Origin of the sequence: Bradyrhizobium sp. SZCCHNS30572 (genome assembly GCF_032484415.1) — a bacterium.
In the GTDB taxonomy this organism is placed as follows: Bacteria; Pseudomonadota; Alphaproteobacteria; order Rhizobiales; family Xanthobacteraceae; genus Bradyrhizobium.
In genome coordinates, this window is the sequence record NZ_JAUESY010000004.1 from 354,412 (window position 1) to 380,138 (window position 25,727).

Below are 25,727 nucleotides of genomic sequence, written 5' to 3' on the forward strand. Positions count from 1 at the left end.
CCGCCCGGCGTGCGACTTCGCTTACGGCGAAGTTCGGTTTTATCGATTCGCTGGGACCCACCGGATAGATGCCAGCCATCATAAGAATGATCGCGTTGCGACGGCGACGCAACGGGATTTGAACGCCGGCCTGCCACATGAAACGGCATTTGCGTTGTGCAGCGCGAACGATGCTGGGCTGGTGACGCCGGGCACGCTAAGAAGGTGCGGCCAACGCCGACAGCGAAAGGAGATTTCAGCCCATGAGACCATCCGTACGTATGACGCTGTGCCTGGCTGCGGCCATGCTGCCGAGCCTGTCGGCCCTAAGCCCTGCTGCGGCGGGGCAGACGCTCGGCGTCGCCGACGCGCCTTTCACAGCGACGTTATCCAACGTCGCGCCGCTTGCCTTCGGCATGGATGTCGGTGAGACATCGCGCGTGCTGGAGCAGCCGTTGATCTATCTGAACGGCGCGCCCGGCAACGAGACCTTTCTGGCACTGCGTAATCTCGGCGGCAGCGGACTGGTCCCGCACCATCACCGCCTCTACCTGAAGTTCCGCAGGGGACGGCTGACCGGCTGGAAAGAGGACTACGGCACCAACTGGATGTGGCGCTGACGCGCGCCTGACGACCGCAAGAGGACAGAACGTGGGACAAGATATCAAGCTGACGGCATCCGACGGCTTCCAGCTCGGCGCCTATCGCGCCGATCCGACGGGAACTGCAAAGGGCGCGCTGGTCGTCATCCAGGAGATCTTCGGTGTCAACCATCACATCCGCAACGTCTGCGACCGCCTCGCCGCCGCGGGTTACGTTGCCATCGCGCCGGCGATATTCGACCGCGTCGAGCCCGGCTTCACCTCAGGCTATTCGCCCGACGAGATCGCGGTCGCGCGCAAGTTCGTCGCCAATCCGGATTGGGCGGCCTTTTTGCGCGACACCCAGGCCGCAATCGACGGCGTGAAGAATGTTGGGCCGGTCGGCATCATCGGTTTCTGCCTCGGCGGCAGCATCGCCTATGCGGCTGCGACCAAGCTGTCGGGCCTCCGCGCTGCCGTCGGCTATTACGGCGGCGCTGTCGCGCGGTTCGCCGACGACAAGCCGACGGTGCCGACCCAGCTACATTTCGGCGAGAAGGACGCGGGCATCCCCTTGCGCGACGTCGAGGCCATCAAGGCCAAGCGGCCGGACGTCGAGATCTTCGTCTATCCCGGCGCACAGCACGGGTTCGGTTGCGACGAGCGCGCCAGCTACGACCAGCCGAGCGCCGATCTTGCCTGGACGCGCAGCCTGGCGTTCTTTGCGCAGCACCTGCACTGAACGTCCAACCACCGTCATTGCGAGGAGCCTCGCGTCACTCAGCGTCAGGTCGACGCAGGTGCTCAGGTAGGCGTTGAGCCGCAATCACTCGTGCGGAGATCAGAACCAGCGCTCGCCGACCTGGATGGTGTCGCCCGGCTTGAGCGAGGTGCCGAGCGGCACCTCGTAGCGCGCGGCCCCGGAAGCATCGGTGTGGGTCAGGGTGACGACGTCGCGCCGCGCCCGAGGCGAGAAGCCGCCGGCGATCGCGATCGCGCTCTCCACCGTCATGTTGGGCACGTAGGGGTATTGGCCGGGCGCCTGCACCTCGCCGAGGATGAAGAACGGGCGATAGGCTTCGATCTCGACGGCCACCGAGGGCTCGCGGATGTAGCCGTTGCGCAGCTTGGCGGTGATCTCGGCAGCGAGGCCGGCGGTGGTGCGGCCGCGCGCCGGCACGCTGCCGATCAGCGGCATCGTGATCGATCCGGACGCATCGATCGCATAGGTGTTGGTCAGGCCCTCCTGGCCGTAGACGACGACGCGCAGCTTGTCGCCGGCGTCGAGATGATAGGCGGAGTCGCGGCGCGCTGGCGCATAGCCGGCGGGAACGACATAGGCGCCTGCGCCGGTGGCGGCAGCGAACGAGTTGCGCAGCGCCGGGATCGCCCCGCCCTGCCCGGTGGCGGCAACCGGGCCGGTGGAAGGCGTTCCATAGGCCATCGCGTCGAGATCGCTCTGCGGCTGGACGGCAGCGACGGGGGAGATCGTCTGCATGCAGCCCGACAACAGGATCGCGGACAGGACGGCAATGACCGGAACAAACAACGCGCGCACTCGAACAATCCTTGAATGAGGATGTGCGCTAGTCATGCGCGGTTAAGGTTAACAAACCGTTGGCGCGTGTAGTCCCCGTCGCAAGCGGGCGACGGTCAAAGCCGCCCGAAAAAATCCCCCTCCCACGGCGTGGGAGAGGGATCCGATGTTCACCGTGATCGGGCGCGCTCAGCCTGCCTATGCGCTCACGCCGACTCCGATCGGGCACGCGACGCCCGTTCCGCCCAGGCCGCAATATCCGGCCGGATTCTTGGCCAGGTACTGCTGATGATAATCCTCGGCGAAATAGAACGGCCCTGCCGGGACGATCTCCGTCGTAATCGCTCCGAGCCCCTTGGCGCGCAGCGCCGACTCGTAGGCCGTCTTCGACGCCTCGGCCGCCTCGCGCTGCGCGTCGCTGAACGTGTAGATCGCCGAGCGATATTGCGTGCCGACGTCGTTGCCCTGACGCATGCCCTGGGTCGGGTCGTGGCTCTCCCAGAACGTCTTCAGGAGGCGCTCGTAGGACATGATCTTGGGATCGAACACCACCAGCACGACCTCCGTGTGCGCCGTCTGCCCCGAGCACACCTCCTCGTAGGTCGGGTTCGGCGTATGGCCTCCGGCATAGCCGACGGCGGTGACGTGGATGCCGTCACCGAGCTGCCAGAACTTGCGCTCCGCGCCCCAGAAGCAGCCGAGCCCGAACACGGCCTGCTCGAGGCCGTCCGGATAGGGCGGCAACAGGCGGCGACCGTTGACGAAATGCGTCGCGGCGGTGGGGATCGGCTGGGCGCGGCCGGGCAGCGCCTCGGCGGCAGACGGCATGACAGGGGCTTTGCGCATGAAGAACATGGGATGTCTCCGCTCATGGCCAGCGCCCGCGGGACGGCCCACGGCGCGATGACCTCTTGTCAGGGGAATATATAGGGCTCTACGGGTCCGGCAGTAGCGCTGTTACGCCGCGCCAGCGGTTCCCGCGCCGCGCTGCCAGCGGAATCCAAGACAGCTGCCGGCGCGGCGAGACGAACAGCCGCGCTCAGTCGCGCCCGTAGCCGATCAGCGGCTTGCGCGGCCGGAACAGCAGCATCAGCAGGATTCCGAGCAGGCCAAGCACCGCAAACACTGGCTGATCCAAAAATACCTTGACGATCCACTCCCACAGGAACGGGGCCTTGGCCTCGATCCAGGCCTTGAAGGCGGCCTGGCTCGCCTGGTGGACGTCGTTCCAGAGCTGGCCGAAACGGGTGAACTGCAGGGTCTGGTCGGCCACCCAGCGCGCGCCGTCATAGACCAGGAAGATGAAGCTTCCGGCCAGCAGCAACAGCCCTACCAGACGGAAAAAACCGCGGATCATGCCTCACCTGCCCTCTCTCGCTCGCCCTTGCGGGCAGCAAGGCCATAGCGGGGGCCCCGCAGAAATTCAACCTCGTCAGGGGCTTAGAAGCGGGTTTTGGTCGATTCCGGCCGCCGCGGGCGCGCCGAGACCGTTGACGCTCGGCAGGGCTGCCCCTATAAGGTCGCCATTGGCGGTGGGCGCAATCCCGCCGCCGCTGTTCTTTGAGCAGCGCCGATCCGCCGAGCATCCGCTCCGGTCATGGCATTCTCAGAGAGGCGTCCGAACAACCCACCGCGTCGATGGGGCCGCGTCAAGCGGGCCGCGCGCGTACCCGCAAGAGCGGCGACTGCTCGCCGCCGAAGGATATTTGAGAGCATGGCCAACACGACCTCCGCGAAGAAGGCGACGCGCAAGATTGCCCGCCGCACCATCATCAACAAGTCGCGCCGCACCCAGATGCGCGGCGCGGTTCGCTCCGTCGAGGACGCGATCAAGAAGGGCGATCGCGACGCCGCGCTGAAGGCGATGGCCAATGCCGAGCCGCAGCTGATGCGCGCCGCGCAGCGCAACATCATTCACAAGAACAACGCGAGCCGCAAAGTGTCGCGCCTCACGCATCAGATCGCCAAGCTCGCGAAGTGACGCGACCGCGCGGCTGACGAACTATCAAGATGCAAACAGCCCGGCTCGCGCCGGGCTTTTCTTTTGTGCCATCTTCAATTGCGCGTTCCGCTGTCGCGCATCCCTCCATCGCTCGCCGCGCCTTCTCCATTTGATGGTCACATCTTGATGGTGATATCGCATCGCGAATACGATCTTCGCGCGTGGTGGAACCCGCGCGATGTCGTGCGCGCCTGACACATGTTCCGTCGGAACTACACGAAGTTCCGTATTTTTACTCAGTGACAATATTGTCTCATCTGAAACAGCTGCGAATCTGCGCGCCGCGCTTGCGCATCGATGTCAAGAGCGCGCGATGCGCCGCTCACTTTGCGCACCGCGCATCGCGGGAGTTACCCGCTTCGAGCAATCGCGAAAAACATCGTTTCGAAAATGACTTAAGTGCATAGCGCGACCAAGTGATTGGAAAAGCGGGTGAGGCCGGTCGAAACATAAAAAAATTATGAAGAAATTTTGGGCAGACGATGTTGTTTGTCACATCCGAGATTCCTCGCGATGATTCAAAACGTTGCTTTCTTAACGCGCAACACCGCGTCGCAACCGCTGCGAAGACTCGTAACGCGTGCTCCGATCTTATGGATTGCGAGTCCTGACGCATCGTGTATTTCTTTAATCACTCGCGGCGCCCACGATCTTGAGACCAGCGCGGTTTTAGAAACGGGGCGGACGTGCAAATCGGCGGCGGTGTGCGCGTTGGCGACGCTTTCCAAAGCGATGGCCGGATCTGTACCCATAGCAATATGGGGAACGATCGAACTTTGTCGAAATTTCTCGGGCGCAGCATCATCGTTGCGCCGCTTTGAACAAGAGAAATACGACATCGGTCGACCCGGCTGGAGCTCCTGGCGGCTTCGCTCACCGAGTGGACAAGTTGGACGGGGATGTACGGCGGTGCGGCTGAATCTTGGGGTTCGGGCGCGGCGGCATTGGGATGACAACTTGCCGTGAGCAATCACGGCAGGGCGGGGAGGTTGCATGTTTTACGGACACATTGCGGGCACACACTACAGGCTGGTTCCGGACAACGCACCCTTGGCGGTCAACACTGAAGTGATCGACATTTCCAGCCCGGCCATTGCCAGCACGGCGATCGGCCCTCCCGCGTCCATCGCGCATCTGAGTATGCGCTGACCTCGCGGAGAAGCTTCTTCCACCAGCATTGATGGCCCGACGGCGTCCACGCCGAACGGCGAGCCATGTCTGGAGTTGAGCCTCCGCTCGAGGTCTCGCTGCGGCACACGTGTCCTTTCACGGGACGTCTGCCCGGCGATCACACGACACCACCACTCAATTCGAAAAGTTGCGACTGCCATGACAAATTCGGAACAGGAACGCTGGTCTCGCGTGAAGGGTCGGCTGCGCTCGACCGTCGGCGAGGACGTCTATACGAGCTGGTTCGCGCGGATGGACCTCGAAGCCGTCCAGGACGAAAGCGTTCATCTGTCGGTGCCGACGCGTTTCCTGAAGAGCTGGATCCAGGCGCATTATGCCGAGCGCGTGCTGTCGTGCTGGCAGGCCGAGATGCCGGAGGTGCACCGTATCGATCTGTCCGTTCGCACCGCGATGCGCTGCGCGGCGCCGGTCAAGGAAGCTCCCGTCGCCGTCGAAGCCCGCCGCGCCGAACGCAACGACGCCAGGCCGGCGACCAGCGCCGACGCGCGAACGGCGTCGGCTGCGGCTTCGCTCGCCACGAGCCATGATGCGCTCGGCGGCTCGCCGCTCGATCCGCGGCTGACCTTCGCCAGCTTCGTCGTCGGCCGCGCCAACACGCTGGCCCATGCGGCGGCGCGCCAGGTCGCCGACGGTCGCCGCGGCGATCCCGTGATGTTCAACCCGCTCTACATCCATGCCGGTGTCGGGCTGGGCAAGACGCATCTGCTGCAGGCCGTGACCTGGGCCGGCAACGCCGGCGGCGAACGCAAGGTGCTGTACCTCACCGCCGAGAAATTCATGTACGGCTTCGTCGCAGCGCTGAAATCGCAGACGGCGCTGGCCTTCAAGGAGGCGCTGCGCGGCATCGACGTGCTGGTGATCGACGACCTGCAGTTCCTGCAGGGCAAATCCACCCAGGCGGAGTTCTGCCATACGCTGAATGCGCTGATCGACGCGGGGCGTCAGGTTGTGATCGCAGCCGACCGGCCGCCGTCCGACCTCGAAAGTCTCGATGATCGCGTCCGCTCGCGGCTTGCCGGCGGCCTCGTCGTCGAGATGGCAACTTTGGGCGAGGATCTGCGCCTCGGCATTCTCAAGTCGCGCGTCGCGGCGGCCCGCGCCCATCATGCGAGCTTCGACGTGCCGGAGCCGGTGCTCGACTATCTCGCCCGCTCCATCACCCATAACGGCCGCGATCTCGAGGGCGCGATCAACCGCCTGCTGGCGCATTCCAAGCTCAACAACCAGCCGGTCACGCTCGACATGGCCGAGCGCGAGGTGCGCGACCTGGTGCGGCCGCAGGAACCGAAGCGCATCAAGATCGAGGACATCCAGCGCGTCGTGGCGCGGCAGTACAACGTCAGCCGCTCCGACCTCCTGTCGTCGCGCCGCACCGCCAACGTGGTGCGCCCGCGCCAGGTCGCGATGTACCTCGCCAAGACGCTGACCTTGCGCTCGCTGCCCGAGATCGGCCGCCGCTTCGGCGGGCGCGACCACACCACCGTGCTGCATGCGGTGCGCAAGATCGAGGCGCTCGTCGGCAAGGACGTCGCGCTGAACGACGAAGTCGAGTCGCTGAAGCGCCAGTTGCAGGATTAGAGGGCACGCACGGCCAGGGGAGCGGACAGAAGGTTCGCCCCCAGCCGGGCCGTTGTCCCGGCCGTTCGACGCTGTCCTCGGACGTCATGCTCGGCCCCCGCCTCCGGGTCACGGAAGAGCCTGCCGAAACATGGGAAATCGGCTCCGCATCCCTTGCGCTTGAGCCCCATCCGCGCCACTTTACGCCTCCCCCTCACGCTCCTGGACGCTGGCCAAGCGCCGTTCGGGCGCGAGGTGCCATCGGCCGCGGCGCTGCTATAGCCCGCCGGCATTCCAGGACAAGCTCAGTTGGAACGGGCGGGTATAATACAATGAAGGTGACCGTCGAACGCGCACAGCTCCTGAAGTCGCTGGGCCACGTCCATCGTGTGGTCGAGCGCCGCAACACCATCCCGATCCTGGGCAATGTGCTGGTGCGCGCCGAGAATGCCCGGCTGTCGCTGCGCGCGACCGATCTCGATCTCGAAGTGACGGAAACCCTGGCGGCCGAGACCGCCACCGCGGGCTCGACCACAGTTCCGGCGCACATGTTCTACGACATCGTCCGCAAGCTGCCGGACGGCTCGCAGATCGTGCTGGAGAGCGACGGCGAGCGCGCGGTGCTCGCGATCCGCGCCGGCCGCTCCAAGTTCACCTTGCAGACGCTGCCGGAGAGCGACTTCCCGGATCTCGCCGCAGGCGACATGACGCATGCGTTCGGGGTTCCCGCCAAGGACATCAAGAGCCTGATCGACCGCACGCAGTTCGCGATCTCCACCGAGGAGACGCGCTATTACCTGAACGGCATCTATCTGCACGCCGGCGGCACCGCCAAGCAGCCGACGCTGCGCGCCGTCGCCACCGACGGTCACCGCCTCGCCCAGGTCGACCTGCCGCAGCCGGCCGGCGCCGCCGAGATGCCCGGCGTGATCGTGCCGCGCAAGACCGTCGGCGAGGTGCAGCGGCTGATCGAGGACAATGACAGCGAGATCAGGATCGAGCTGTCGCAGGGCAAGATCCGCTTCACCTTGGGGCAGGTGGTGCTGACTTCGAAGCTGATCGACGGCACCTTCCCGGATTACGGCCGCGTCATTCCGCAGAACAACGACAAGGAGCTGGTCGTCGACAAGGCCGATTTCGCCGCCGCCGTCGACCGCGTCTCCACCATTTCCTCCGAGCGCGGCCGCGCCGTGAAGCTGGCGCTGGCGCCCGGCAAGCTGGTGCTGTCGGTGACCAATCCGGATTCCGGCAGCGCGACCGAAGAGCTCGAGGTTGAATACGCCGCCGACGCGCTCGATATCGGCTTCAACTCGCGCTATCTGCTCGACATCGCTGCCCAGATCGAGGGCGAGGTCGCCGTGCTCCGGCTCGCCGATCCAGGCTCGCCGACATTGATCCAGGACCGCGACAACAGGAATGCGCTGTACGTGCTGATGCCGATGCGGGTGTGAGGCGAGACTTCTGCGAGATCGAGTTTAACCCGTCATGGCCGGGCTTGACCCGGCCATCCATCCTTACAAATGGCCTACTGGGTTTACATTCTCGCGAGCAAGCCGGACGGCACGCTGTATGTCGGCGTGACCAATGATCTCGTCCGGCGCGTCTATGAGCACCGCGAAGGTCTCGCCGAGAGCTTTACGCGCCGCTATGGCATCAAGCGCCTCGTCTATTTCGAGGCACATGAAACAATCGCGGCGGCGCTGCAACGTGAGAAGAACATCAAGCACTGGTCACGCGAATGGAAGGTCGACTTGATCGACGCAAACAATCCAGACGCGCGATCTCTATGATGAAATGGTCCGCTGACGCGGACGATGGATTGCCGGGTCAAGCCCGGCAATGACAGAACTGGGCTTGCAACTCCACCCCATGACCCCCTCCCGCATCCACCGTCTCGCGCTGACGCATTTTCGCAGCTATCGCGCTGCCAGCGTCAGCGTGCAGGCGGACATGGTCGCGCTGGTCGGGGCCAACGGCGCCGGCAAGACCAATTGCCTGGAGGCGATCTCGTTCTTCGCGCCGGGCCGCGGCCTGCGCCGTGCCACCCTGGAGGACGTCGCCGACAACCAGGGCGACGGGTCGTGGGCGGTCTCGGCGGAGGTCGAGGGCGCGCTGGGGCTGACGACCTTCGGCACCGGCATCGAGCCGCCGCGCAGCGATGCGAACACAACACGCCGCTGCCGCATCGACCGCGAACCGGTCGGCTCGGCCGCCGCCTTCGGCGATCACATCCGCATGGTGTGGCTGACGCCTTCGATGGACGGCCTGTTCATGGGCGCGGCCTCCGAGCGGCGGCGCTTCTTCGACCGCCTGGTGCTCGCGATCGACAGCGAACATTCGAGCCGGGTGTCGGCGCTGGAGCGCTCGTTGCGCTCGCGCAACCGGCTGCTCGAGGTCCGCAATTTCGACGATCATTGGTGTGACGCGATCGAGCGCGAGACCGCGGAGCTCGCGGTCGCCGTCGCCGCGAGCCGCGGCCAGACCGCGGTGAAGCTCGCCGCGATGCTGCGCCAGCGCGGCGCGGCGTCCGCCTTTCCATCTGCCGAGATCGCGCTCGACGGCTGGATGGAGAATGCGCTGCTGAGCGAGCCGGCCCTCGCCGTCGAGGACCGCTATCGCGCTGTCCTGCGCGACAATCGCGCGCGCGATGCCGCCGCCGGCCGCACGCTCGACGGTCCGCATCTCACCGATCTCCATGTCGTCTATGCGCCGAAGAGCATGCCGGCGCGCGACGCGTCGACCGGCGAGCAGAAGGCGCTGCTGATCGGCCTCATCCTTGCGCATGCGACCTTGGTCGCCGAGACCACCGGCATCGTGCCGATGCTGCTGCTCGACGAGATCGTCGCCCATCTCGATCCCGGCCGCCGCACCGCTTTGTTCGCCGAGCTCGGCACGCTCGGTGCCCAGGTATGGCTGACCGGCGCCGATCCCGCGGCGTTTGCCGAACTACGCGAGCTCGGCGAGATCTTCGACGTCGAGGCGGGGCGGATCAGCGCGCGGCGGTAGCTCATTCCGCCGTTGAACCTATCAGTTCGCCGGTTCGACTAGTTGTCGTTGGATGGCACGCCGGCGCCAACCGCTCTCCTCCAGCGCCCGAGGGCCCAAGCGCCCCGAACTCGAAATCCCGGAGATCGATGATGTCAGAGCTTTGGCAGCAGGCCATCGCCGCGCCGCGGCTGAGTCGGTTTGCGTGCGGGCTGTTGCTGCTCGCGAGCTGTGCCGGACCTGCGCGCGCCGACGACGCCATCGTCGACGTCCACGCGCTGCCGCGGCTCGAGGGTGCGGTGGAAGACACGTCGCATCCCGATCGCTACCGCGCCATCTATCGTCTGCCGGCGCCTGTCGCAGCGGCCAATGCCGCCACGCAGCAGTTGCTCGGCGCCGACGGCTGGGTGCGCTATGTCAGGCCGCTCGAAGAGCGCAATCCGACGCTCAGCTACAAGAAGGACAAGCAGGGGCTCCTGGTCTTCTTCACAGGCAGCGCCGGCCGCGCCGGGCAGTCGGAGGTGACCTACTCGCCGCAGCGGATCTACGCCAATTTGCCGTTCCCCGATGGCGCTGCTGACATCGTGTTCGACGAGACGCGGCCTTATCTGTCATGCATCGCGCCGATGACGCTGGATGCGGCGCTGACCTTGTTCCGCAAGGAGATGTCCGCCCTCGGCTGGCAGCCGCTGACGGCCGAGGCCGCCGCGCGCTGGCCCAATGCCGATCTGGGCGAGACCGCGCCGGGCGGCGTGCGCGCCTTCTACGGCCATGACGACGGCGACGGTTATCGCCGGCAGAATCCGGTGATGCTGACGCTGACCCGGCGCGACGACGGCCGGACCCATGTCGAGATCCGGATCGCGCCATTCGCGCTACCCTCCACCCTCGAAGCCGGCGACGACCACGCCGGCCTGCCGATGCCGAAGCCGACCAAGTGGTCGCAAAGCCTCGGCAGCGCGGCCTCGTCGAGCCGCCAGGCCAATGGCGCCGTCATCGCCGAGCTGCCGGCCGTGCTCGCCTTCTACACGCGGGAGATCCCCGCGCGCGGCTGGCGGATCGAGACGGCCGGTCCGGGAACGCCGGACGAGGTCACGCTCAAGGTCGTCGCGCCCGAGGACAACGGGACGCTGAAGCTGTCCCGCAAGTACGATCTCACCATGGTCGAGCTGTCGATGCGCACCACCGAAGCCGCCCTGGCCGCCCGCGCCAAGGCGAAGAAGGACGCCGACGACAGGTTCATGGCGGATGCCGCCGCGATGGCCAAGCAGGTGATCGCCGCCGACGAGGCGCGCCGCGCCGTGCAGGCCGGCGCCATGTCGGATGCGCCCGTGAAGCCGCTGGCCGGCAATCCGGCGCCGATCGCGCTGCCCGAGACCGCCGAGGCCGTGAGCTTCGATGGCGACCGGGGACAGCTCGCGTTCAAGTCGGCTTCGTCGGTGAAGACACTCGCCGGCTTCTTCCGTTCCACGTTGAAGACGGCCGGCTGGAAGGAGGCGCCGACCGTGATCGACAATCCGACCATGGCGCGTCTGGAGTTCTCGGCGAAGGGCAAGTCGGTGGCGTTCACGATCATGCAGATGGGCCCCAAGGTGAACGTCACGGCCGACGGCACCGGCCTGCTCGCCGCCGCCAGGCCTTCGGCCGCGGCCCGACCGGCCAAGGACGCGACGCCGCTCGAGGCCGATCCCGACTCGGCGCTGCCGGTGCCGAAGCAGCACAGCGCGACCGCGCTGTCGCGGTCCAGGGCGCCGGGAATGGACACGCCGCTGCGGCTGGAGCTGGAGGCCAGCGTCCCGGCCGAGCTCGGTGCCGTCACGGCCTTCTACCGCGCCGAGCTGACCAGGCTCGGCTGGCGGGAGAAGCCCGAGGACGCGCAGGCCAGCCCCGATCGGGTCCGGCTCACCTTTACCTCGTCGCAGGGACCCGCCGTGCTCACGCTCGGGCGCGCCAAAGGCGAGACCTCGGTCAACCTGGTGCAAAGGAATGCAGAAGCGGCGGCCAAGGCCGGCATCCTGCCGAAGCCTGGCCGGGCCAAGCTGATGCTCGGCAATATCGGCGACACCGACGCCGTGCTGACCATCAACGGGCAGACGATCAGGATCGCGGCCGGCACCGGCAGCCCGCAATCGCCCAAGGGCCCGCTGCTCGACCTGCCGCCAGGCAAGCACCGCTACGAGCTGAAGATCGCCCGCCGGCCCGCCGTGATCGACACGCTGGAGCTCGCCGCCGGCGATGCCTGGGGCCTCATGGTTGGCCCGGGTGGCACCGCCCTGCCGCTCCCGCTCTACTGAGGCGGCACCTGCCGCGTCACGCGTGACTCGTGCCCTGAATCGCACGCGAAAGCGCCCCGCTGCACGCCTCAAAACCAGCCGCGGGAATGGCCTGAATCCGGCTTTCGGAGGGGACGAAAACGACCCTCGCCAGGCCTTGAAAAACCGTTAAAAAGCGCTATCTCTTCAATGTCTTACGACGGGCCACTTTGCGCTAGGCGCGTGGCTTCTTTCGTGAGAGAAAGAGCGCTCTCGGCATGCGATCTGCAATGCCGATTCGACCACCCCTTCCGAAGGCCCCACATGACCGAACCCGCCCGGCAAACCATCGCCGACAACGAGCCTGCAACCGCGAACGAATACGGCGCAGAATCGATCCGGGTGTTGAAGGGCCTGGATGCCGTGCGCAAGCGCCCGGGCATGTATATCGGCGACACCGATGACGGCTCCGGCCTGCATCACATGGTCTACGAGGTCGTCGACAACGCGATCGACGAGGCGCTGGCTGGTCACGCCACCGCGGTCGAGGTGGTGCTCAATCCGGACAATTCGGTCACCGTGCGCGACGACGGCCGCGGCATTCCCGTGGACATTCACAAGGGCGAAGGCGTGTCCGCCGCCGAGGTCATCATGACCCAGCTGCACGCCGGCGGAAAGTTCGACCAGAACTCCTACAAGGTGTCCGGCGGACTGCACGGCGTCGGCGTCTCCGTCGTCAACGCGCTGTCGAGCAAGCTGCAGCTTCGGGTCTGGCGCGACGACAAGGAGCATCTCATCGAGTTCGCCCATGGCGACGCGATTGCGCCGCTGAAAGTGGTCGGCGAGGCCAAGGGCAAGCGCGGCACCGAGGTGACGTTCCTGGCCTCGACGGAGACCTTCAAGAACGTCGAATACGACTACGCGACGCTCGAGCATCGCCTGCGCGAGCTCGCCTTCCTCAATTCCGGCGTCAACATCGTGCTCTCCGACATGCGCCACGCGGTCGAGAAGCGCGAGGAGATGCATTACGACGGCGGCGTCGAGGAGTTCGTCAAATATCTCGACCGCAACAAGAAGGCGATCGTTCCGGCGCCGATCATGGTGCGCTCGGAGGTCAACGGCATCACGGTGGAAGCTGCGCTGTGGTGGAACGACAGCTATCATGAGAACGTGCTGTGCTTCACCAACAACATCCCGCAGCGTGACGGCGGCACCCATCTCGCCGGCTTCCGCGGCGCGCTGACGCGCCAGGTCAACGGCTACGCCGAGGCCAATGCGAAGAAGGAGAAGATCGCGCTGACCGGCGACGACTGTCGCGAGGGTCTCACCGCCGTCCTTTCCGTGAAGGTGCCGGATCCGAAATTCTCGTCGCAGACCAAGGACAAGCTGGTGTCCTCGGAAGTGCGTCCCGTGGTCGAGAACGTTCTGAACGAGGCGCTCGCCGCCTGGTTCGAGGAGCATCCTGGCGAGGCCAAGACCATCGTCGGCAAGGTGATCCAGGCCGCGGCGGCACGCGAGGCCGCGCGCAAGGCGCGCGAGCTGACCCGCAAGAGCCCGCTCAGCGTCTCCTCGCTGCCCGGCAAGCTCGCCGACTGCCAGGAGAAGGATCCGGCCAAGTCCGAGCTCTTCATCGTCGAGGGTGACTCGGCCGGCGGCAGCGCCAAGCAGGGCCGCAACCGCGAGTTCCAGGCGGTGCTGCCGCTGCGCGGCAAGATCCTCAATGTCGAGCGCGTGCGCCCCGACAAGATGCTGTCGAGCGAGCAGATCGGCACCCTGATCACCGCGCTCGGCACCGGCATCAGCGACGAGTTCTCGATCGACAAGCTGCGCTATCACAAGATCATCGTGATGACGGACGCCGACGTCGACGGCGCCCACATCCGCACGCTGCTGCTGACCTTCTTCTACCGGCAGATGCGCGAGATCATCGATCGCGGCCACCTCTACATCGCCCAGCCGCCGCTCTACAAAGTCACGCGCGGCAAGTCCGAGCAGTATTTGAAGGACGAGCGCGCGCTCGAGGACTATTTGATCGGCACCGGCCTCGACGATTGCGTGTTCAAGACGGCGGAAGGCGAGGAGCGCAAGGGGCGTGACCTCCTGGCGCTGGTCGAGGAAGCGCGTCTCGTCCGCAACATCCTGCGCAACCTGCACACGCGCTACGACCGCAAGGTCGTCGAGCAGGCCGCGATCGCCGGCGTGCTGCGCCCGGACATCACCCGCGACATCCCGACGGCGGACGCCGCGGCCGCCTACATCGCAAAGCGGCTCGACGTGCTGGCCGACGAGGTCGAGCGCGGCTGGATCGGCCACTTCGTCGAGGGCCAGGGCTTCACCTTCGAGCGCACCGTGCGGGGCGTCAAGGACGTCGCCGTCATCGACGACGCATTGCTCGCGTCCGTCGATGCCCGCAAGCTGGACGAATATGCGGCCCGCCTGCAAGAGGCCTATGCGAAGCCCGGCGCCTTGCGCCGTGGCGACGTCCAGACCGTGATCCATGGCCCGGTCGATTTGTTCGAGGCGGTCACCGATGCCGGCCGCAAGGGCATCAACATGCAGCGTTACAAAGGCCTCGGCGAGATGAACCCGCAACAGCTCTGGGAGACCACGCTCGACACCGAGGCCCGTACGCTGCTCCAGGTGAAGGTCAAGGAGGTCGACGAGGCCGACGACATCTTCACCAAGCTGATGGGTGACGTGGTCGAGCCGCGCCGCGAGTTCATCCAGGACAACTCGCTGTCGGCCAACGTGGACGTGTAGTCGCGACGTCCAGCCCGAGTCTACCTCGCACTGGCGCGATAGACGACCAGGCGCACCCTGAGTCTGCGGAGCAGTGGCCTGCCCGTCCCTTCCGTGTTAATTCCGTTGAAGATCGATGTTCCGCTTTCGCCGGTCCCCGGGCGAATCACCATCTCAGAACGGACTTTTCGCGCATGGCGCCCATTCAATACATCGTCGAGGGGGGTCACCGGCTCAAGGGCGCGATCGAGCCGTCCGGCAACAAGAACGCCGCGCTGCCGATCATCGCCGCCGCGCTGCTGACCGAGCATCCGGTCACGCTCGACAACGTGCCGCGCATCCGCGACACCGAGACGCTGGTCGAGCTGGTGCGCTCGGTCGGCGCCTCCGCCGAATGGCGCGGCCGGAACAGGCTCACGATCCATGCCAAGGAGATCCGCGCCGCGGACCTCGATCCGGACCTCTGCGCGCGCATTCGCGCGTCGATCCTGCTGGCAGGGCCCCTGCTCGCCCGCTGCGGCGAAGTGGCGCTGCCGCCGCCAGGCGGCGACGTCATCGGCCGCCGCCGCCTCGACACCCATTTCCTCGCCTTCGAGCAGCTCGGCGCCACCGTCACCGCAACCGACAAGATCGAGCTGCGCGCCTCCGGTCTCAAGGGCGCCGACGTCTTCCTGGACGAGCCCAGTGTCACCGCGACCGAGAACGCGCTGGTGGCCGCGGTGGCCGCCCACGGCACGACTTACTTGCGCAACGCCGCCTCCGAGCCGCATGTGCAGGATCTTGCGCATTTCCTGGTGGCGCTCGGGGCCAACATCGAGGGCATCGGCACCAACACGATGGTGATCCATGGCGCCAGCACGCTGGGCCAGGCGAGCTACTCGATCCAGCCCGATCACATCGAGGTCGGCTCGCTGATCGGGCTCGCCGCGGTGACGCGCTCTCCCTTACGCATCGTGCGCGCCGGCACCGAGCATCTACGCTCGATCCGCATGGGCTTCGAGCGGCTCGGCATCGTCTGCGAGGTTGCCGGCGACGATCTCATCGTGCCCTCGGAGCAGACGCTGCGGATCAAGGACGATTTCGGCGGCCACGTGCCGAAGCTGGAGGACCAGCCCTGGCCGGCCTTTCCCGCCGACCTGATGTCGATCGCACTCGTCACCGCCACGCAATGCGAGGGCGTGATCCTGATGTTCGAGAAGATGTTCGAGTCACGGATGTTCTTCGTCGACAAGCTGATCTCGATGGGCGCGCGCATCGTGCTGTGCGACCCGCACCGCGCCATCGTCGCCGGCCCGAGCCGCCTGCGCGGCGCCCGCGTCGTCTCCCCCGACATCCGCGCCGGCATGGCCATGCTGCTGGCCGCGCTGTGCGCCGAGGGGACCTCGTATATCGACAATGCCGACCAGATCGAGCGCGGCTACGAACGCATCGACGAGCGGCTGAATGCGCTGGGCGCCAAGATCACCCGCGTTCCGGAGCGCGGACGGTAGCGCTATTCGCGCAGGATCTCTCCGCCGTCATTGCGAGCGAAGCGAAGCAATCCAGAGTCCTTGCCCGCCCCTGGATTGCTTCGCTCCTGTTCAGCCCGGTGACATAGCTGACGGGTGTTCGGGGAGATGGTTGACACTTCAAAATCGGCTCGATTCGTCAAGCAGAGGGGCGAGCGATGCCGTGGCGAGAGGTGTCTGTCATGGACCAGCGACGAGAGTTTGTGATGCTTGCCAAGCAGGAAGGGGCGAACCGGCGGGAGCTGTGTCGGCGGTTCGGCATCAGCCCTCAGACGGGCTACAAATGGATCCAGCGGCATGACGCTGGGGACACGGCGCTGGCGGATCGGTCGCGGCGGCCTCATCGAAGTCCGGAGCGCACCGCGGCTGCGACCGAGCAGCAGATTGTCGCATTGCGCGATGCTCACCCGGCCTGGGGCGCGCGCAAGCTCGCACGGTGTCTTGAGCGTGATGGTCAAGCTGTCCCGGCGATATCCACCGTGCACACCATCCTGCGCCGCTACGATCGAGTGGTCGAGCCTGCAGGCACGCCCGGACAGCCCTACACGCGGTTCGAGAAGGATGCGCCCAATCAGCTGTGGCAGATGGACTTCAAGGGGCACAGTGCGCTGGAGAACGGTGTGTCCTGTCATCCGCTGACAGCGTTGGACGATCACTCCCGCTTCTCGTTGTGCCTGGCGGCTTGTGACAACGAGCGCGGCTCTACGGTCAAAGGACATTTGGAGACGACGTTCCGCCGTTATGGACTGCCGGATGCGATGTTCGTCGACAATGGTGGCCCCTGGGGATTTACCCTCGAAGACCCCTGGACCGCGTTGACGGTCTGGCTTCTGAAGCTCGGCGTTCGAACGATCCACAGCCGGCCCTACCATCCTCAGAGCCGCGGCAAGAACGAACGCTTCCACCGTAGTCTGAAGGCCGAGGTGTTTGCCTTCAGGCGCTACCGTGATCTTCCCGATGTCCAGCGGGCACTCGACGGATGGCGCTCCGTCTACAATCTCGACCGGCCGCACGAGGCCTTGAACTTCGACGTGCCGGCAAGCCGCTATCAACCGAGCCAACGTGCGATGCCCGACCGGCTTCCGATCGTCGAATACGACGAGGGTGAGAGCATCCGTTCCGTGTCGAGCACGAAGGCCTACGTCAGTTTCGAGGGGCGGCTCTGGAAAGTCCCGCAAGCCTTCCGAGGTGAGCGGCTGGCTATCCGGCCACTCAGTGCCGACGGAAAGTTCGGAATTTTCTTTGCCGCACATCAGATCGCAGCGATTGATCTGCGCGACCCCAAAACTGTCAACTATGTCCCCGAACAGGTGTAAGCTATGTCTCCGGGCTGAACACTGCGCTCGCAATGACGCGCTGATGGACCGAGGACCAAACACGACACGCGAGGCTCAGGGCACATGACAATCAGCGAGATCACTCCAGATGTCGACCGTGACCGATGGCTCGCCGGTACTGACTTCGCCGATGCCTTCCGCATCACGATCGACGGCGCGGTTCTCGATGCCCGCACCGCCGCCGAACGCATGCTCGGTCACGCGCCCTGGTGGATGGCGGCGCTCCTGAAGCTCCGCAACCTGCTGGTCAGGCCCTTCGGTCTGAAGACCTCGGGCGCGGACCCAGGCAACCCACGTCCTCTGATCGGGATGTTTCCGGTCGTGGACGAAACGCCGCAACGAATCGTGCTCGGCTTCGACGACAAGCATCTGGATTTTCGTGTCCTGGTCGACGTGGTCTCTCATCGCGCGACCACGCAAGTAACAGCGAGCACTCTGGTGCAGACCCACAACGCTCTCGGCCGCGTCTATCTCGCCGTGATAAAGCCGTTTCACCGCCTCGTCGTGAAGGCGATGCTCCGGCAGGTCGCAACGGCCGCCTGATTCCGCGCAAGTCTTCGACCCGCTGCCGCGCCGGCTCTCCGTCCCCGGATTGAATACTCCGCAAGCAATGACGGAGAACGCATCGAACCGCGCGGCAGCCCAGCCGAGCCACCACGTTGCGTTTTGCCGGTTTTCAGAATTTTTCGCTTGCTTATATTTCGAAAATCAGAAACAATGCACCCGTCCCGTCCTCATGAGAGGGGCGCTTCGCGATCGTCACGGACCGTTGAGGGTGGGATGCGATGGATGCGGCGGCTCACAGCGCGCACTTGGGGTTTCCTCGAGGCTGGCGCGTGGACGAAGGGGCTGTCGCATACGGCGAAATCGTATGGTCCTGGCCTCCCGATGCTGAGGTCAAGCCGGCGGGCGATCCGCAGGTGACGGGGGCAAACAAGCCCGGTCCCCGGGGAGAGTACGTATAAGCCGTTCCAACCATGGCGCAGGGAAGGCCGGATGTGCGGCCCACCTGTGGTGACTGCCGCCTGCTACTTCTTTTGCAGGCGGGCCATGGGTGTGGTCAAGCACCCGGCCTTCCCTGCCCCTCTTCCTGTTCGAGGGGAGCAAATCGAGCATCACCCGGGCACGGCGTGCCGCGGGAACGCGTGTGGCCGTCCGATCCGATCTGGTTTGGCACGAGAGCAGTTCTCGACCTCCATCGCGAACCCAAGCTCCAACGATGACGTTGCCGCGACGCTCTCGTCTCGCACCGCCCAGGACGACGACGGCGTGATGTGCACGTCACTGCGGGGACTGCTATAGCCTCGATCATGACCTCGACAGCTGGAACCGACCACGCGCCGCCGCCGGCCGCGCCGACACCTTCTCTCGCCCTCGAACTCTGGGAGACGGTCCGCCTCGCCGCGCCGATGGCGCTGACCCAGCTGTCGCAGATCGCGATGATGTCGACCGATCTCGCCTTCATCGGCCGGCTCGGCGGCGATGCGGTTGCAGCGGCGGCGTTAGCGGGCACCGTCTACTTCGTCGGCTCCACCTTCGGCATGGGTCTGATGTCGGCGGTGGCACCGCTCGCCGCGCAGGCGTTCGGGGCGGCCGACGCCGGGCTGGTCCGGCGCGCGCTGCGTGTCGGGCTGTGGGCCGGGCTGTTCATCGCGTTGCCGATCATGCTGATCGCGCTGAACGGCGAGATCATCCTGCTCGCACTCGGACAGGCGCCGGGCGTGGCGCATCTCGCGCAGGACTATCTGGCCGGCCTCGCCTGGGGCATTGCGCCGATGCTGTGGTTCCTGGCGCTGCGCAGCTTCATGGGCGCCGTCAACCGCCCCGAGCCGGTGCTTTGGATCACCTTGGCCGCGATCCCGCTCAACGCGCTGCTGGTCTATCCGCTGCTCTACGGCCACTGGGGTTTTCCGCAGCTCGGCCTGACCGGCGTCGGCCTCGCCACCTCGACCGTCAACCTCGGAACGTTTCTCGCCGGTCTGTGGTTCGCCGCGTTGCGCCCGCCGTTCCGCGACTATCATGTCCTGGCCCGGCTCGGGCGCATCGACTGGCGGCTGATGCGGCAGCTCCTGATCATCGGCGCTCCGATCTCGCTGTCGTTCCTGCTCGAATATGGCCTGTTCTCGGCGGCCGCGATCCTGATGGGACTGATCAGCACGGCCGCTCTCGCCGCGCATCAGATCGCGCTGCAGATCACGGCGATCCTGTTCATGGTGCCGTTCGGCATCAGCATGGCTGCGACCGTGCGCGTCGGCCACGCCGCTGGACGTAACGATGCGACCGGTGTCCGTCGCGCCGGACTGATGGCAATGTCGCTCGGCCTAGGTCTCGCAATGCTGTTCACGCTCGGCATCGTCATTGCCCGCTATGACATCGTGCAGCTGTTCCTCGGCGCCGGCCTCGCCGATGCGGAAGCGACGGCGACGCTCGCCGCCATGCTGCTTCTCATCGGCACGACCTTCTTCATCACCGATGCGCTGCAAACGATCGCGGTCGGCGCGCTGCGCGGCATCAAGGACACGCGCATCCCGCTGCTGCTCGCCGTGCTCGGCTACTGGCTGATCGGCTTTCCCGCCTCCTATGCACTCGCCTTCCACACCGCGCTCGGCGCGACCGGGATCTGGATCGGCCTGTCGATCGGCACCGCCATCTATGCGGCCCTGCTGGTGCTGCGCTTCCTCCGGTTGTCGCGATGAGGAGATCAGGCCCCCGCTGTATCCGGCGTCTCGTCGCGCTCCGGTCGATGCGGCTTCCCGGTCGACGCTCCCGCCCATTCGGCGACGACGCGCTCGAGGTCGATCAGGTTCTGGCGCATCTGCTCCAGCGAGAAGCCGAGCGCGAAGAAGCGCTCGGCGGCGTCACCCGGCAGGCCCCGCGTGAGACCGTCGCTGCGGACGGCGGCGACCTCTTCCGCATAGGCCTTCACCGCGACGTGGATCGGCCAGATCGCCGGCGGGCCGGAACCGTTGCGGATGGCCGCGGCACAGCCGCGCAGATAGCTCGCGATGGCATCGCTGACGCGCGCCACCGGTCCCGACAAGCGCGCCTGCAGCTCGGATGGCAGCGGCACTACGCTGGCACGGCCGATCATCACGACGTCGTGGCGCAGGCGCAGGATCGTCCGCAGCAGCGGGCCGGTATCGGCGCCGGAGGACAGCCGCGCCGAGCGCTCCCGCTCGGCCTCCGCTCCTGTCGCATTCAATTCGGTGAGCGCGGTACCGATGCCGTCCTGGATCCGATGCAGCGCGTCGTTGTCGCGGCCGCGCGACAGGCCGGCCAGCAGCTCGGTGAAGGCGGCTGCGATCAGTTCGAGCAGACGCCCCGCCGCGCTACGCATCTGCACATGCGCGCGCGACGGCAGCACGATGAACGAAACGGCGAGCCCGGTCAGCGCGCCGACCGCGACCTCGAACACACGGTCGATCGCCGATCCCAGCGGATCGAGATGGCCCATCGTGGGCACCAGCAGCACGATCACGGCCGTCACCGTCGCCGCGTTGAGACTTGGATTGATCGCGGCGATGAAGGCGAGCGGCGTCACCGCCAGGATCAGCATGCCGAGCAGTTGCAGCTCGCCCGAATGCGGGATGAAGACCGTGATGGCGCCGCCATAGATCGCACCGCCGATGGTACCGAACATGTAGTCGCGCGTTGCCTTCAGCGAGCGCCCGACGCTGCCTTGCGTCACAATCAGCGAGGTCAGCACCGCCCACAGCGGCAGCTTCAGGTGGAAGGCCGTGGCGATCGCGAAGGCAAGCGTCGCCGCCACCGTGCCGCGGACCGCCAGCGACATCGGCGCCTTGCGGGCGCGCAACCGGCCGAACAGCCGTTTCAAGGACACCATCAGTCGCTCACCTCGAAAAGCACCAGCGCGATCGCGGCATGGCAGCTCCCCACCGGGCCGAACCGGCTTGAAAGGCGGAATCGGCTTGCCTACGGTCATTGCAACGATGCGAGGAAACACGATGGCCCAGGAAACCGCAACGCTCGCCGCCTATGTCGCGGAGCTGAAATATGACGATATCCCGCCCGAGGTGCTCGACCGCGCCAAGGTGCTGACGCTCGACTTCCTCGGCAGCGCCATCCGGGCCCGGCGCGAGGCGGAATCGACGCCGTCGGTGGTGAAGATGCTGGCGGCGCTGAAGCTCGATGCAGCGGGCGAGGCGACCGTATTCGGCGATGACAGAACCTGGACGCCGGCGGTGGCGGCGCTGCTCAACGGCACGATGGGCCATTCGCTCGACTTCGACGATACCCACGCCGATTCCTCGCTGCATCCGAGCGCGCCGGTGGTGCCGGCCGCCTTCGCCGTCGGCGAGATGGTCGGCGCCTCGGGCCGCGAGGTCCTGACCGCGATCGTCGCCGGTTACGAGGTGTGCTGCCGGCTCGGCAACGCGCTCGATCCGACCTCGCATTATGCCCGCGGCTTCCACCCGACCGCGACCGCCGGCACCTATGGCGCGGCGGCCGCGGCCGGCAAGCTGTTCGGCCTGTCGGAGCAGCAGTTGATCTACGCCTTCGGCGTGTCCGGCAGCCAGGCCGCGGGCTCGCTGCAGTTTCTCGTCAACGGCGCCTGGAACAAGCGCTATCAGGTCGGGGCGTCGGCGATGAACGGCGTGATCGCGGCGACGCTCGCCAAGAACGACTTCGTCGGCGCGATCGAATCCGTCGAGGGCAAGCACGGCCTCCTCGTCGGCTACACCGACACGCCGCATCACGACAAGGCGGTCGCAGGGCTCGGCTCCACCTACGAGACAATGAAGATCGGCGTGAAGCCGTATCCGAGCTGCCGCTATACCCATGCTGCGATCGACGCCATCATCGCCCTGCGCCGCGAGCACAATCTGACGCCGGACCAGGTCAAGCGCGTCGAGATCGGCCTGCATCGCAACGGCATCACCCTGACGGGCGATGCCGCCACCAAGCGCCATCCGACCTCGATCGTCGGCGGCCAGTTCTCGATGTTCTTCACCGGCGCGCTCGCGCTCGACCAGGGCCGCTTCGGCTGGGACGACTACACGCGCCTTGGCGACGCCGCGATCAATGCGCTGGCCGACAAGTTCGACGTCGTGCAGGACGACAAATTGGAGATCGGCCGCAGCCATCCGTTCGGCGCGCGCGTCACCATCACCACCGCGGATGGCGTGCACGAGCGGCTGCACGACGATCCCTCCGGCGAGCCGACCTCGTTCCCGACAGCACAGGCGATGAGCGACAAGTTTCTGACGCTGGCGCGGCCAGTGCTGAGCAGCCGGGCACAGAGCTTCGCCGACGCGATCCTGTCGCTGGAGCGATTCGAACGTGTCGAGCAGGCCACCGCTTTGGGAAGAGCGTAACGCATGCGTCATTCTCCCTGCGTCGCCGCGATCACGTCGCTCACGAGCTGCGCCACGCCATCGGCCTCCGGCGGCCAGTTCACGGTGCGGCCGAAACGCGTGATGACGAGACGCTCCGACGGGACGACGATGACATATTGGCCGAGCGTGCCCTTGGCGAAGAACGCGTCGCGCGGCCAGCCATGGGAGGTGCGGTAGTTGGCGCCAAAGCTGTCGCCACTGTTGGTCCAGAAGCCGGCGCCGAGGCCGACGAACGCGCCGGGCGTCGGCGCGCTGGCATACGCGACCCAGCCGGCGGGCAGGATGCGGCGGCCAGCCACGACGCCGTCGTCGAGATACAGCTGGCCGAGTCGCGCCCAGTCGCGCGCCGAGGCCAGCATCTGGCTCGATCCCTCCGGTGTGCCGGCGGCATCGAATTCGAGGGTGACGCTGGTCATGCCGAGCGGATCGAACAGCTCGCGATGCGCAAAACGCAGCACATCCGCAGCGCTGCCGCCGACGGCGTCGCGGATGAGATGAGAGAGGATGACGGTGTTGCCGTCGTGATAATTGCTGACCGCGCCCGGCGTGGTTTCGAGCGGCATGGTTTCGGCGAAGGCGGCGCGGTCCGTTTCGACGAATTTCATGCGGTTGACAGGCTCGAGCACAGAGAACAGCGAGGCCTGCAGCGAGCTGCCGAGCGCGAGGCCTGCGGTGTGGCGCAAGAGGTGATCGACGGTGATGGCGTGGCGCGGATCTTTGTCGTCCCGCCACGCCGCGATGGGCGCGGGCGTATGCAGCGCGAGCTTGCCCTGGCGGACGAGAATGCCGATCAAGGTCGCGGTCATCGACTTGGTCGCAGAGAAGCCGAGCAGCGGCGTGTCGAGCGTGAAGCCCTGGGCGTAGCGCTCGGCGATCACCTTGCCGTCCTTCATCACCAGGACAGCATGGGTATGCCGGAACGGCGGCGAGTCCGGCTCGGCAAAGGCGCGATCCAGCGCTGCCGCGAGGGCCGGAGTGACCGGCGCGACGACGCGTGGCGGAGCGATGTCGGGCAGCAAAGCGGGGGTTGGCGCAGCGGGCCGGATGGCCGGCCAATCCGCCGCTTCGCCATGGTCCATGTGGCAGCCGAGCCCGTCGCGATACACGGCCCGGCTCTGCCCGATCCCGAGCAGCGTCACGGTGACGTCCTTGGCGGCGCGATCGACGCGGACGTCCATCGCCCAGCTCAGCAGGCCGGCGCCGGGCATCGCGGCCCGGGTCTCGGAGAGCGTGCGGTCCGGGTCGAGACCGGAGACGAAGGTCTCCGAGCACAGGAGGCTGGCGATGAAGCCGGTTGCCACCTTCGGCACATCGCGGGCGCGGGCGCCGCCGACCGCCAGGGCGGTCAGCGCGGTGGTGGCAACGAGGGCAAGCAGCAGGCGGCGTCTGGTCATGAGGAGCTCCGGCAGTTGGATCTGCCGGACCAGACTGCGGCTGCGGCCCGGACGCTCGCCGATTTCGGAAATCATCCCAGCCGAGAATCGCCGGGATCTCGCCGATTCTGGAATTCCTCTGCAGTTTCAAGGCTGAACAGATCACGCCGCCGACAGCCTCATGCGCCGGTATTCGGTCGGCGTCACCCCGGTCACCGCCTTGAAGGCGCGGTTGAAGGGCCCAAGCGACTGGAACCCAGCGTCCATCGCGATGGTGATCACGGGCACCTCGGCCTGGGCGGGATCGGCGAGCGCGGCCTTGGCCTCCTCGATGCGGTGGGCGTTGAGGAAGGTGTTGAAGTTGCGGTAGCCGAGCTCGCCATTGATCAGCCGCCGCAGCCGGTATTCAGGAATGGAGAGCTTCGTCGCCAGCATGCCGATCGTGACGTTCTCCTGACGATAGACTCGCTCGTCCGCCATCAGCCGCATCAGCGAATCGACCAGCCTGCGGTCGGCGGCTTTCGGAGCCACCGCTTCGAGCGCCGCAGCCGGTGGCGCCTCCGGCGCGAGCACATCGCCGGCACCGACCTTGAGCAGCATCAGCGCAACGGCCCCGACCACGACCAAGAACATCGCCGCATTGACCACATTGGCAAGCTCGGACGGGCCGCTGCCGGCGGACGCCATCTGCAGCAGCGCATTGACGCCACCGTAGGACAGCGCCGCGATCACGACGAAGGCGCGGATGCGCCGCCGTCCCTCGACGAGATCCGCCGCCCAGGAACGGATGGTCTGCGCCAAGGTCAGGCCGAGGAAGCCGAGAGCCAGCACATTATTGGCGACGATCACGAGCCGTCCATGTCCGGCAGGCCCCAGCACGAGACAGCTCAGCAGGCTGAAGCCGAACACCGCGAGCCAGATCAGGCCGTGCAGCCAACGCAACGCAAAGCCGTCGTCGAACAGCGCGCGGCAGAACAGCCAGAGCACGACGATATCGGCGGTCGCCACCGCAATCAGCGGCGCGGAAGCGAGCGATGGCGCGGCCGTGCCGCCGATGTTGAAGGTCGCGGCATGCGCGGCCGAGCCCAGCGCCAGCGCGATCGCGAGCCGGCCGCGCCATTGCCTGCCGAGATCGCGTCCCAGCGCGACGGCGAGCTCGGCCAGCAGCGCGATGGCGGCGGCGCGAAGCGCGAGATCGAGGCTTTCGAGCGTCATCGTCACGGGTCCGTTGTCAGCGCCGGAACTCTAGGCCGGAGCTTCGCTTCGTTCAAATCAAGCAAACGCGGCGACCTCCTGCCCTGCCGTCGCCTCGGCAAAGCTGCTAAGCTC

Annotated in this window: 21 protein-coding genes and 1 pseudogene; 15 read left to right on the forward strand and 7 right to left on the reverse strand. The window is 66.5% G+C overall.

Annotated features, from left to right (window positions below):
- Nucleotides 1-284 precede the first annotated feature (284 nt).
- Both QX048_RS12800 and QX048_RS12805 read left to right on the forward strand, forming a co-directional pair.
- Nucleotides 285-599, forward strand: coding sequence for a hypothetical protein (locus tag QX048_RS12800; protein ID WP_410052168.1), 315 nt, complete (start codon nucleotides 285-287; stop codon nucleotides 597-599).
- A gap of 31 nt (nucleotides 600-630) precedes the next feature.
- Complete coding sequence (locus tag QX048_RS12805; protein ID WP_315825632.1) at nucleotides 631-1,302, forward strand: dienelactone hydrolase family protein; 672 nt, start codon at nucleotides 631-633, stop codon at nucleotides 1,300-1,302.
- A gap of 99 nt (nucleotides 1,303-1,401) precedes the next feature.
- On the opposite strand, the gene QX048_RS12810 is transcribed toward QX048_RS12805, so the two are convergent.
- From QX048_RS12810 to QX048_RS12820, 3 genes are all read right to left on the reverse strand, one after another.
- Nucleotides 1,402-2,118, reverse strand: coding sequence for a polysaccharide biosynthesis/export family protein (locus QX048_RS12810; protein ID WP_315715029.1), 717 nt, complete (start codon nucleotides 2,116-2,118; stop codon nucleotides 1,402-1,404).
- Nucleotides 2,119-2,295: 177 nt separating this feature from the next.
- Nucleotides 2,296-2,952 carry a peptide-methionine (S)-S-oxide reductase MsrA gene (gene msrA, locus QX048_RS12815; RefSeq protein ID WP_315751818.1) on the reverse strand — a complete coding sequence of 219 codons (657 nt, stop codon included), beginning with the start codon at nucleotides 2,950-2,952 and terminating at the stop codon, nucleotides 2,296-2,298.
- A 184-nt stretch (nucleotides 2,953-3,136) separates the two neighbouring features.
- The gene (locus tag QX048_RS12820; protein WP_315715027.1) at nucleotides 3,137-3,454 is read right to left on the reverse strand and encodes a hypothetical protein; all 318 of its coding nucleotides are present in this window, start codon (nucleotides 3,452-3,454) and stop codon (nucleotides 3,137-3,139) included.
- Between the two features lie 357 nt (nucleotides 3,455-3,811).
- Here QX048_RS12820 and rpsT point away from each other — a divergent pair, with 357 nt between their 5' ends.
- Entirely contained in the window at nucleotides 3,812-4,078 is a 267-nt protein-coding gene (gene rpsT / locus QX048_RS12825; protein ID WP_315715026.1) for a 30S ribosomal protein S20, read from the forward strand.
- Between the two features lie 539 nt (nucleotides 4,079-4,617).
- On the opposite strand, the gene QX048_RS12830 is transcribed toward rpsT, so the two are convergent.
- Entirely contained in the window at nucleotides 4,618-4,938 is a 321-nt protein-coding gene (locus QX048_RS12830) for a hypothetical protein (protein WP_315715025.1), read from the reverse strand.
- A gap of 154 nt (nucleotides 4,939-5,092) precedes the next feature.
- On the opposite strand from QX048_RS12830, the gene QX048_RS12835 reads away from it, so the two are divergent.
- The 11 genes and pseudogenes from QX048_RS12835 to QX048_RS12885 all read left to right on the forward strand — a co-directional run bounded on the left by QX048_RS12835 (nucleotide 5,093) and on the right by QX048_RS12885 (nucleotide 20,364).
- Nucleotides 5,093-5,248: a hypothetical protein gene (locus QX048_RS12835; RefSeq protein ID WP_315715024.1), complete on the forward strand. Its 156-nt coding sequence runs from the start codon at nucleotides 5,093-5,095 to the stop codon at nucleotides 5,246-5,248.
- Between the two features lie 180 nt (nucleotides 5,249-5,428).
- Nucleotides 5,429-6,868 (forward strand): chromosomal replication initiator protein DnaA, encoded by a 1,440-nt coding sequence (gene dnaA, locus QX048_RS12840; RefSeq protein WP_315715023.1) that lies wholly within the window; start codon nucleotides 5,429-5,431, stop codon nucleotides 6,866-6,868.
- A 311-nt stretch (nucleotides 6,869-7,179) separates the two neighbouring features.
- Nucleotides 7,180-8,298 carry a DNA polymerase III subunit beta gene (gene dnaN, locus QX048_RS12845; RefSeq protein WP_315751817.1) on the forward strand — a complete coding sequence of 373 codons (1,119 nt, stop codon included), beginning with the start codon at nucleotides 7,180-7,182 and terminating at the stop codon, nucleotides 8,296-8,298.
- Nucleotides 8,299-8,367: 69 nt separating this feature from the next.
- Nucleotides 8,368-8,653, forward strand: a pseudogene (locus tag QX048_RS12850) (GIY-YIG nuclease family protein).
- A 63-nt stretch (nucleotides 8,654-8,716) separates the two neighbouring features.
- Complete coding sequence (gene recF / locus QX048_RS12855) at nucleotides 8,717-9,853, forward strand: DNA replication/repair protein RecF (RefSeq protein ID WP_315825634.1); 1,137 nt, start codon at nucleotides 8,717-8,719, stop codon at nucleotides 9,851-9,853.
- Between the two features lie 131 nt (nucleotides 9,854-9,984).
- Nucleotides 9,985-12,126 carry a hypothetical protein gene (locus QX048_RS12860; protein ID WP_315825635.1) on the forward strand — a complete coding sequence of 714 codons (2,142 nt, stop codon included), beginning with the start codon at nucleotides 9,985-9,987 and terminating at the stop codon, nucleotides 12,124-12,126.
- 282 nt (nucleotides 12,127-12,408) lie between these two features.
- Nucleotides 12,409-14,844 (forward strand): DNA topoisomerase (ATP-hydrolyzing) subunit B, encoded by a 2,436-nt coding sequence (gene gyrB / locus QX048_RS12865; protein WP_315751813.1) that lies wholly within the window; start codon nucleotides 12,409-12,411, stop codon nucleotides 14,842-14,844.
- A 173-nt stretch (nucleotides 14,845-15,017) separates the two neighbouring features.
- A complete protein-coding gene (gene murA, locus QX048_RS12870; protein WP_315715017.1) occupies nucleotides 15,018-16,313 on the forward strand; it encodes a UDP-N-acetylglucosamine 1-carboxyvinyltransferase in 1,296 nt (431 codons plus the stop codon).
- Between the two features lie 176 nt (nucleotides 16,314-16,489).
- Nucleotides 16,490-17,647 (forward strand): IS481 family transposase, encoded by a 1,158-nt coding sequence (locus tag QX048_RS12875; protein WP_315759740.1) that lies wholly within the window; start codon nucleotides 16,490-16,492, stop codon nucleotides 17,645-17,647.
- 84 nt (nucleotides 17,648-17,731) lie between these two features.
- On the forward strand, nucleotides 17,732-18,211 hold the full coding sequence (locus QX048_RS12880; RefSeq protein WP_315825636.1) for a DUF2867 domain-containing protein: 480 nt from the start codon (nucleotides 17,732-17,734) through the stop codon (nucleotides 18,209-18,211).
- Between the two features lie 767 nt (nucleotides 18,212-18,978).
- Nucleotides 18,979-20,364 (forward strand): MATE family efflux transporter, encoded by a 1,386-nt coding sequence (locus tag QX048_RS12885; protein ID WP_315825637.1) that lies wholly within the window; start codon nucleotides 18,979-18,981, stop codon nucleotides 20,362-20,364.
- 5 nt (nucleotides 20,365-20,369) lie between these two features.
- Here QX048_RS12885 and QX048_RS12890 read toward each other — a convergent pair whose 3' ends face one another.
- A complete protein-coding gene (locus QX048_RS12890; protein WP_315751809.1) occupies nucleotides 20,370-21,512 on the reverse strand; it encodes an FUSC family protein in 1,143 nt (380 codons plus the stop codon).
- Between the two features lie 121 nt (nucleotides 21,513-21,633).
- Here QX048_RS12890 and QX048_RS12895 point away from each other — a divergent pair, with 121 nt between their 5' ends.
- The gene (locus tag QX048_RS12895) at nucleotides 21,634-23,004 is read left to right on the forward strand and encodes an MmgE/PrpD family protein (protein WP_315825638.1); all 1,371 of its coding nucleotides are present in this window, start codon (nucleotides 21,634-21,636) and stop codon (nucleotides 23,002-23,004) included.
- An 8-nt stretch (nucleotides 23,005-23,012) separates the two neighbouring features.
- Here QX048_RS12895 and QX048_RS12900 read toward each other — a convergent pair whose 3' ends face one another.
- On the reverse strand, nucleotides 23,013-24,419 hold the full coding sequence (locus QX048_RS12900) for a serine hydrolase (RefSeq protein ID WP_316166342.1): 1,407 nt from the start codon (nucleotides 24,417-24,419) through the stop codon (nucleotides 23,013-23,015).
- Between the two features lie 141 nt (nucleotides 24,420-24,560).
- Entirely contained in the window at nucleotides 24,561-25,613 is a 1,053-nt protein-coding gene (locus tag QX048_RS12905; protein WP_316194636.1) for a helix-turn-helix domain-containing protein, read from the reverse strand.
- Between the last annotated feature and the right edge of the window lie 114 nt (nucleotides 25,614-25,727).

What these genes read in the sequence shown, in the direction of transcription:
- QX048_RS12800 (WP_410052168.1), top strand. Translation starts at nt 285, where the DNA reads ATGCTGCCGAGCCTGTCGGCCCTAAGCCCTGCTGCGGCGGGGCAGACG.
- msrA (WP_315751818.1), bottom strand. Translation starts at nt 2,952, where the DNA reads ATGTTCTTCATGCGCAAAGCCCCTGTCATGCCGTCTGCCGCCGAGGCG.
- QX048_RS12820 (WP_315715027.1), bottom strand. Translation starts at nt 3,454, where the DNA reads ATGATCCGCGGTTTTTTCCGTCTGGTAGGGCTGTTGCTGCTGGCCGGA.
- rpsT (WP_315715026.1), top strand. Translation starts at nt 3,812, where the DNA reads ATGGCCAACACGACCTCCGCGAAGAAGGCGACGCGCAAGATTGCCCGC.
- QX048_RS12830 (WP_315715025.1), bottom strand. Translation starts at nt 4,938, where the DNA reads ATGTCGTATTTCTCTTGTTCAAAGCGGCGCAACGATGATGCTGCGCCC.
- QX048_RS12835 (WP_315715024.1), top strand. Translation starts at nt 5,093, where the DNA reads ATGTTTTACGGACACATTGCGGGCACACACTACAGGCTGGTTCCGGAC.
- dnaA (WP_315715023.1), top strand. Translation starts at nt 5,429, where the DNA reads ATGACAAATTCGGAACAGGAACGCTGGTCTCGCGTGAAGGGTCGGCTG.
- dnaN (WP_315751817.1), top strand. Translation starts at nt 7,180, where the DNA reads ATGAAGGTGACCGTCGAACGCGCACAGCTCCTGAAGTCGCTGGGCCAC.
- recF (WP_315825634.1), top strand. Translation starts at nt 8,717, where the DNA reads ATGACCCCCTCCCGCATCCACCGTCTCGCGCTGACGCATTTTCGCAGC.
- QX048_RS12860 (WP_315825635.1), top strand. Translation starts at nt 9,985, where the DNA reads ATGTCAGAGCTTTGGCAGCAGGCCATCGCCGCGCCGCGGCTGAGTCGG.
- gyrB (WP_315751813.1), top strand. Translation starts at nt 12,409, where the DNA reads ATGACCGAACCCGCCCGGCAAACCATCGCCGACAACGAGCCTGCAACC.
- murA (WP_315715017.1), top strand. Translation starts at nt 15,018, where the DNA reads ATGGCGCCCATTCAATACATCGTCGAGGGGGGTCACCGGCTCAAGGGC.
- QX048_RS12875 (WP_315759740.1), top strand. Translation starts at nt 16,490, where the DNA reads ATGCCGTGGCGAGAGGTGTCTGTCATGGACCAGCGACGAGAGTTTGTG.
- QX048_RS12880 (WP_315825636.1), top strand. Translation starts at nt 17,732, where the DNA reads ATGACAATCAGCGAGATCACTCCAGATGTCGACCGTGACCGATGGCTC.
- QX048_RS12885 (WP_315825637.1), top strand. Translation starts at nt 18,979, where the DNA reads ATGACCTCGACAGCTGGAACCGACCACGCGCCGCCGCCGGCCGCGCCG.
- QX048_RS12890 (WP_315751809.1), bottom strand. Translation starts at nt 21,512, where the DNA reads ATGGTGTCCTTGAAACGGCTGTTCGGCCGGTTGCGCGCCCGCAAGGCG.
- QX048_RS12895 (WP_315825638.1), top strand. Translation starts at nt 21,634, where the DNA reads ATGGCCCAGGAAACCGCAACGCTCGCCGCCTATGTCGCGGAGCTGAAA.
- QX048_RS12900 (WP_316166342.1), bottom strand. Translation starts at nt 24,419, where the DNA reads ATGACCAGACGCCGCCTGCTGCTTGCCCTCGTTGCCACCACCGCGCTG.
- QX048_RS12905 (WP_316194636.1), bottom strand. Translation starts at nt 25,613, where the DNA reads ATGACGCTCGAAAGCCTCGATCTCGCGCTTCGCGCCGCCGCCATCGCG.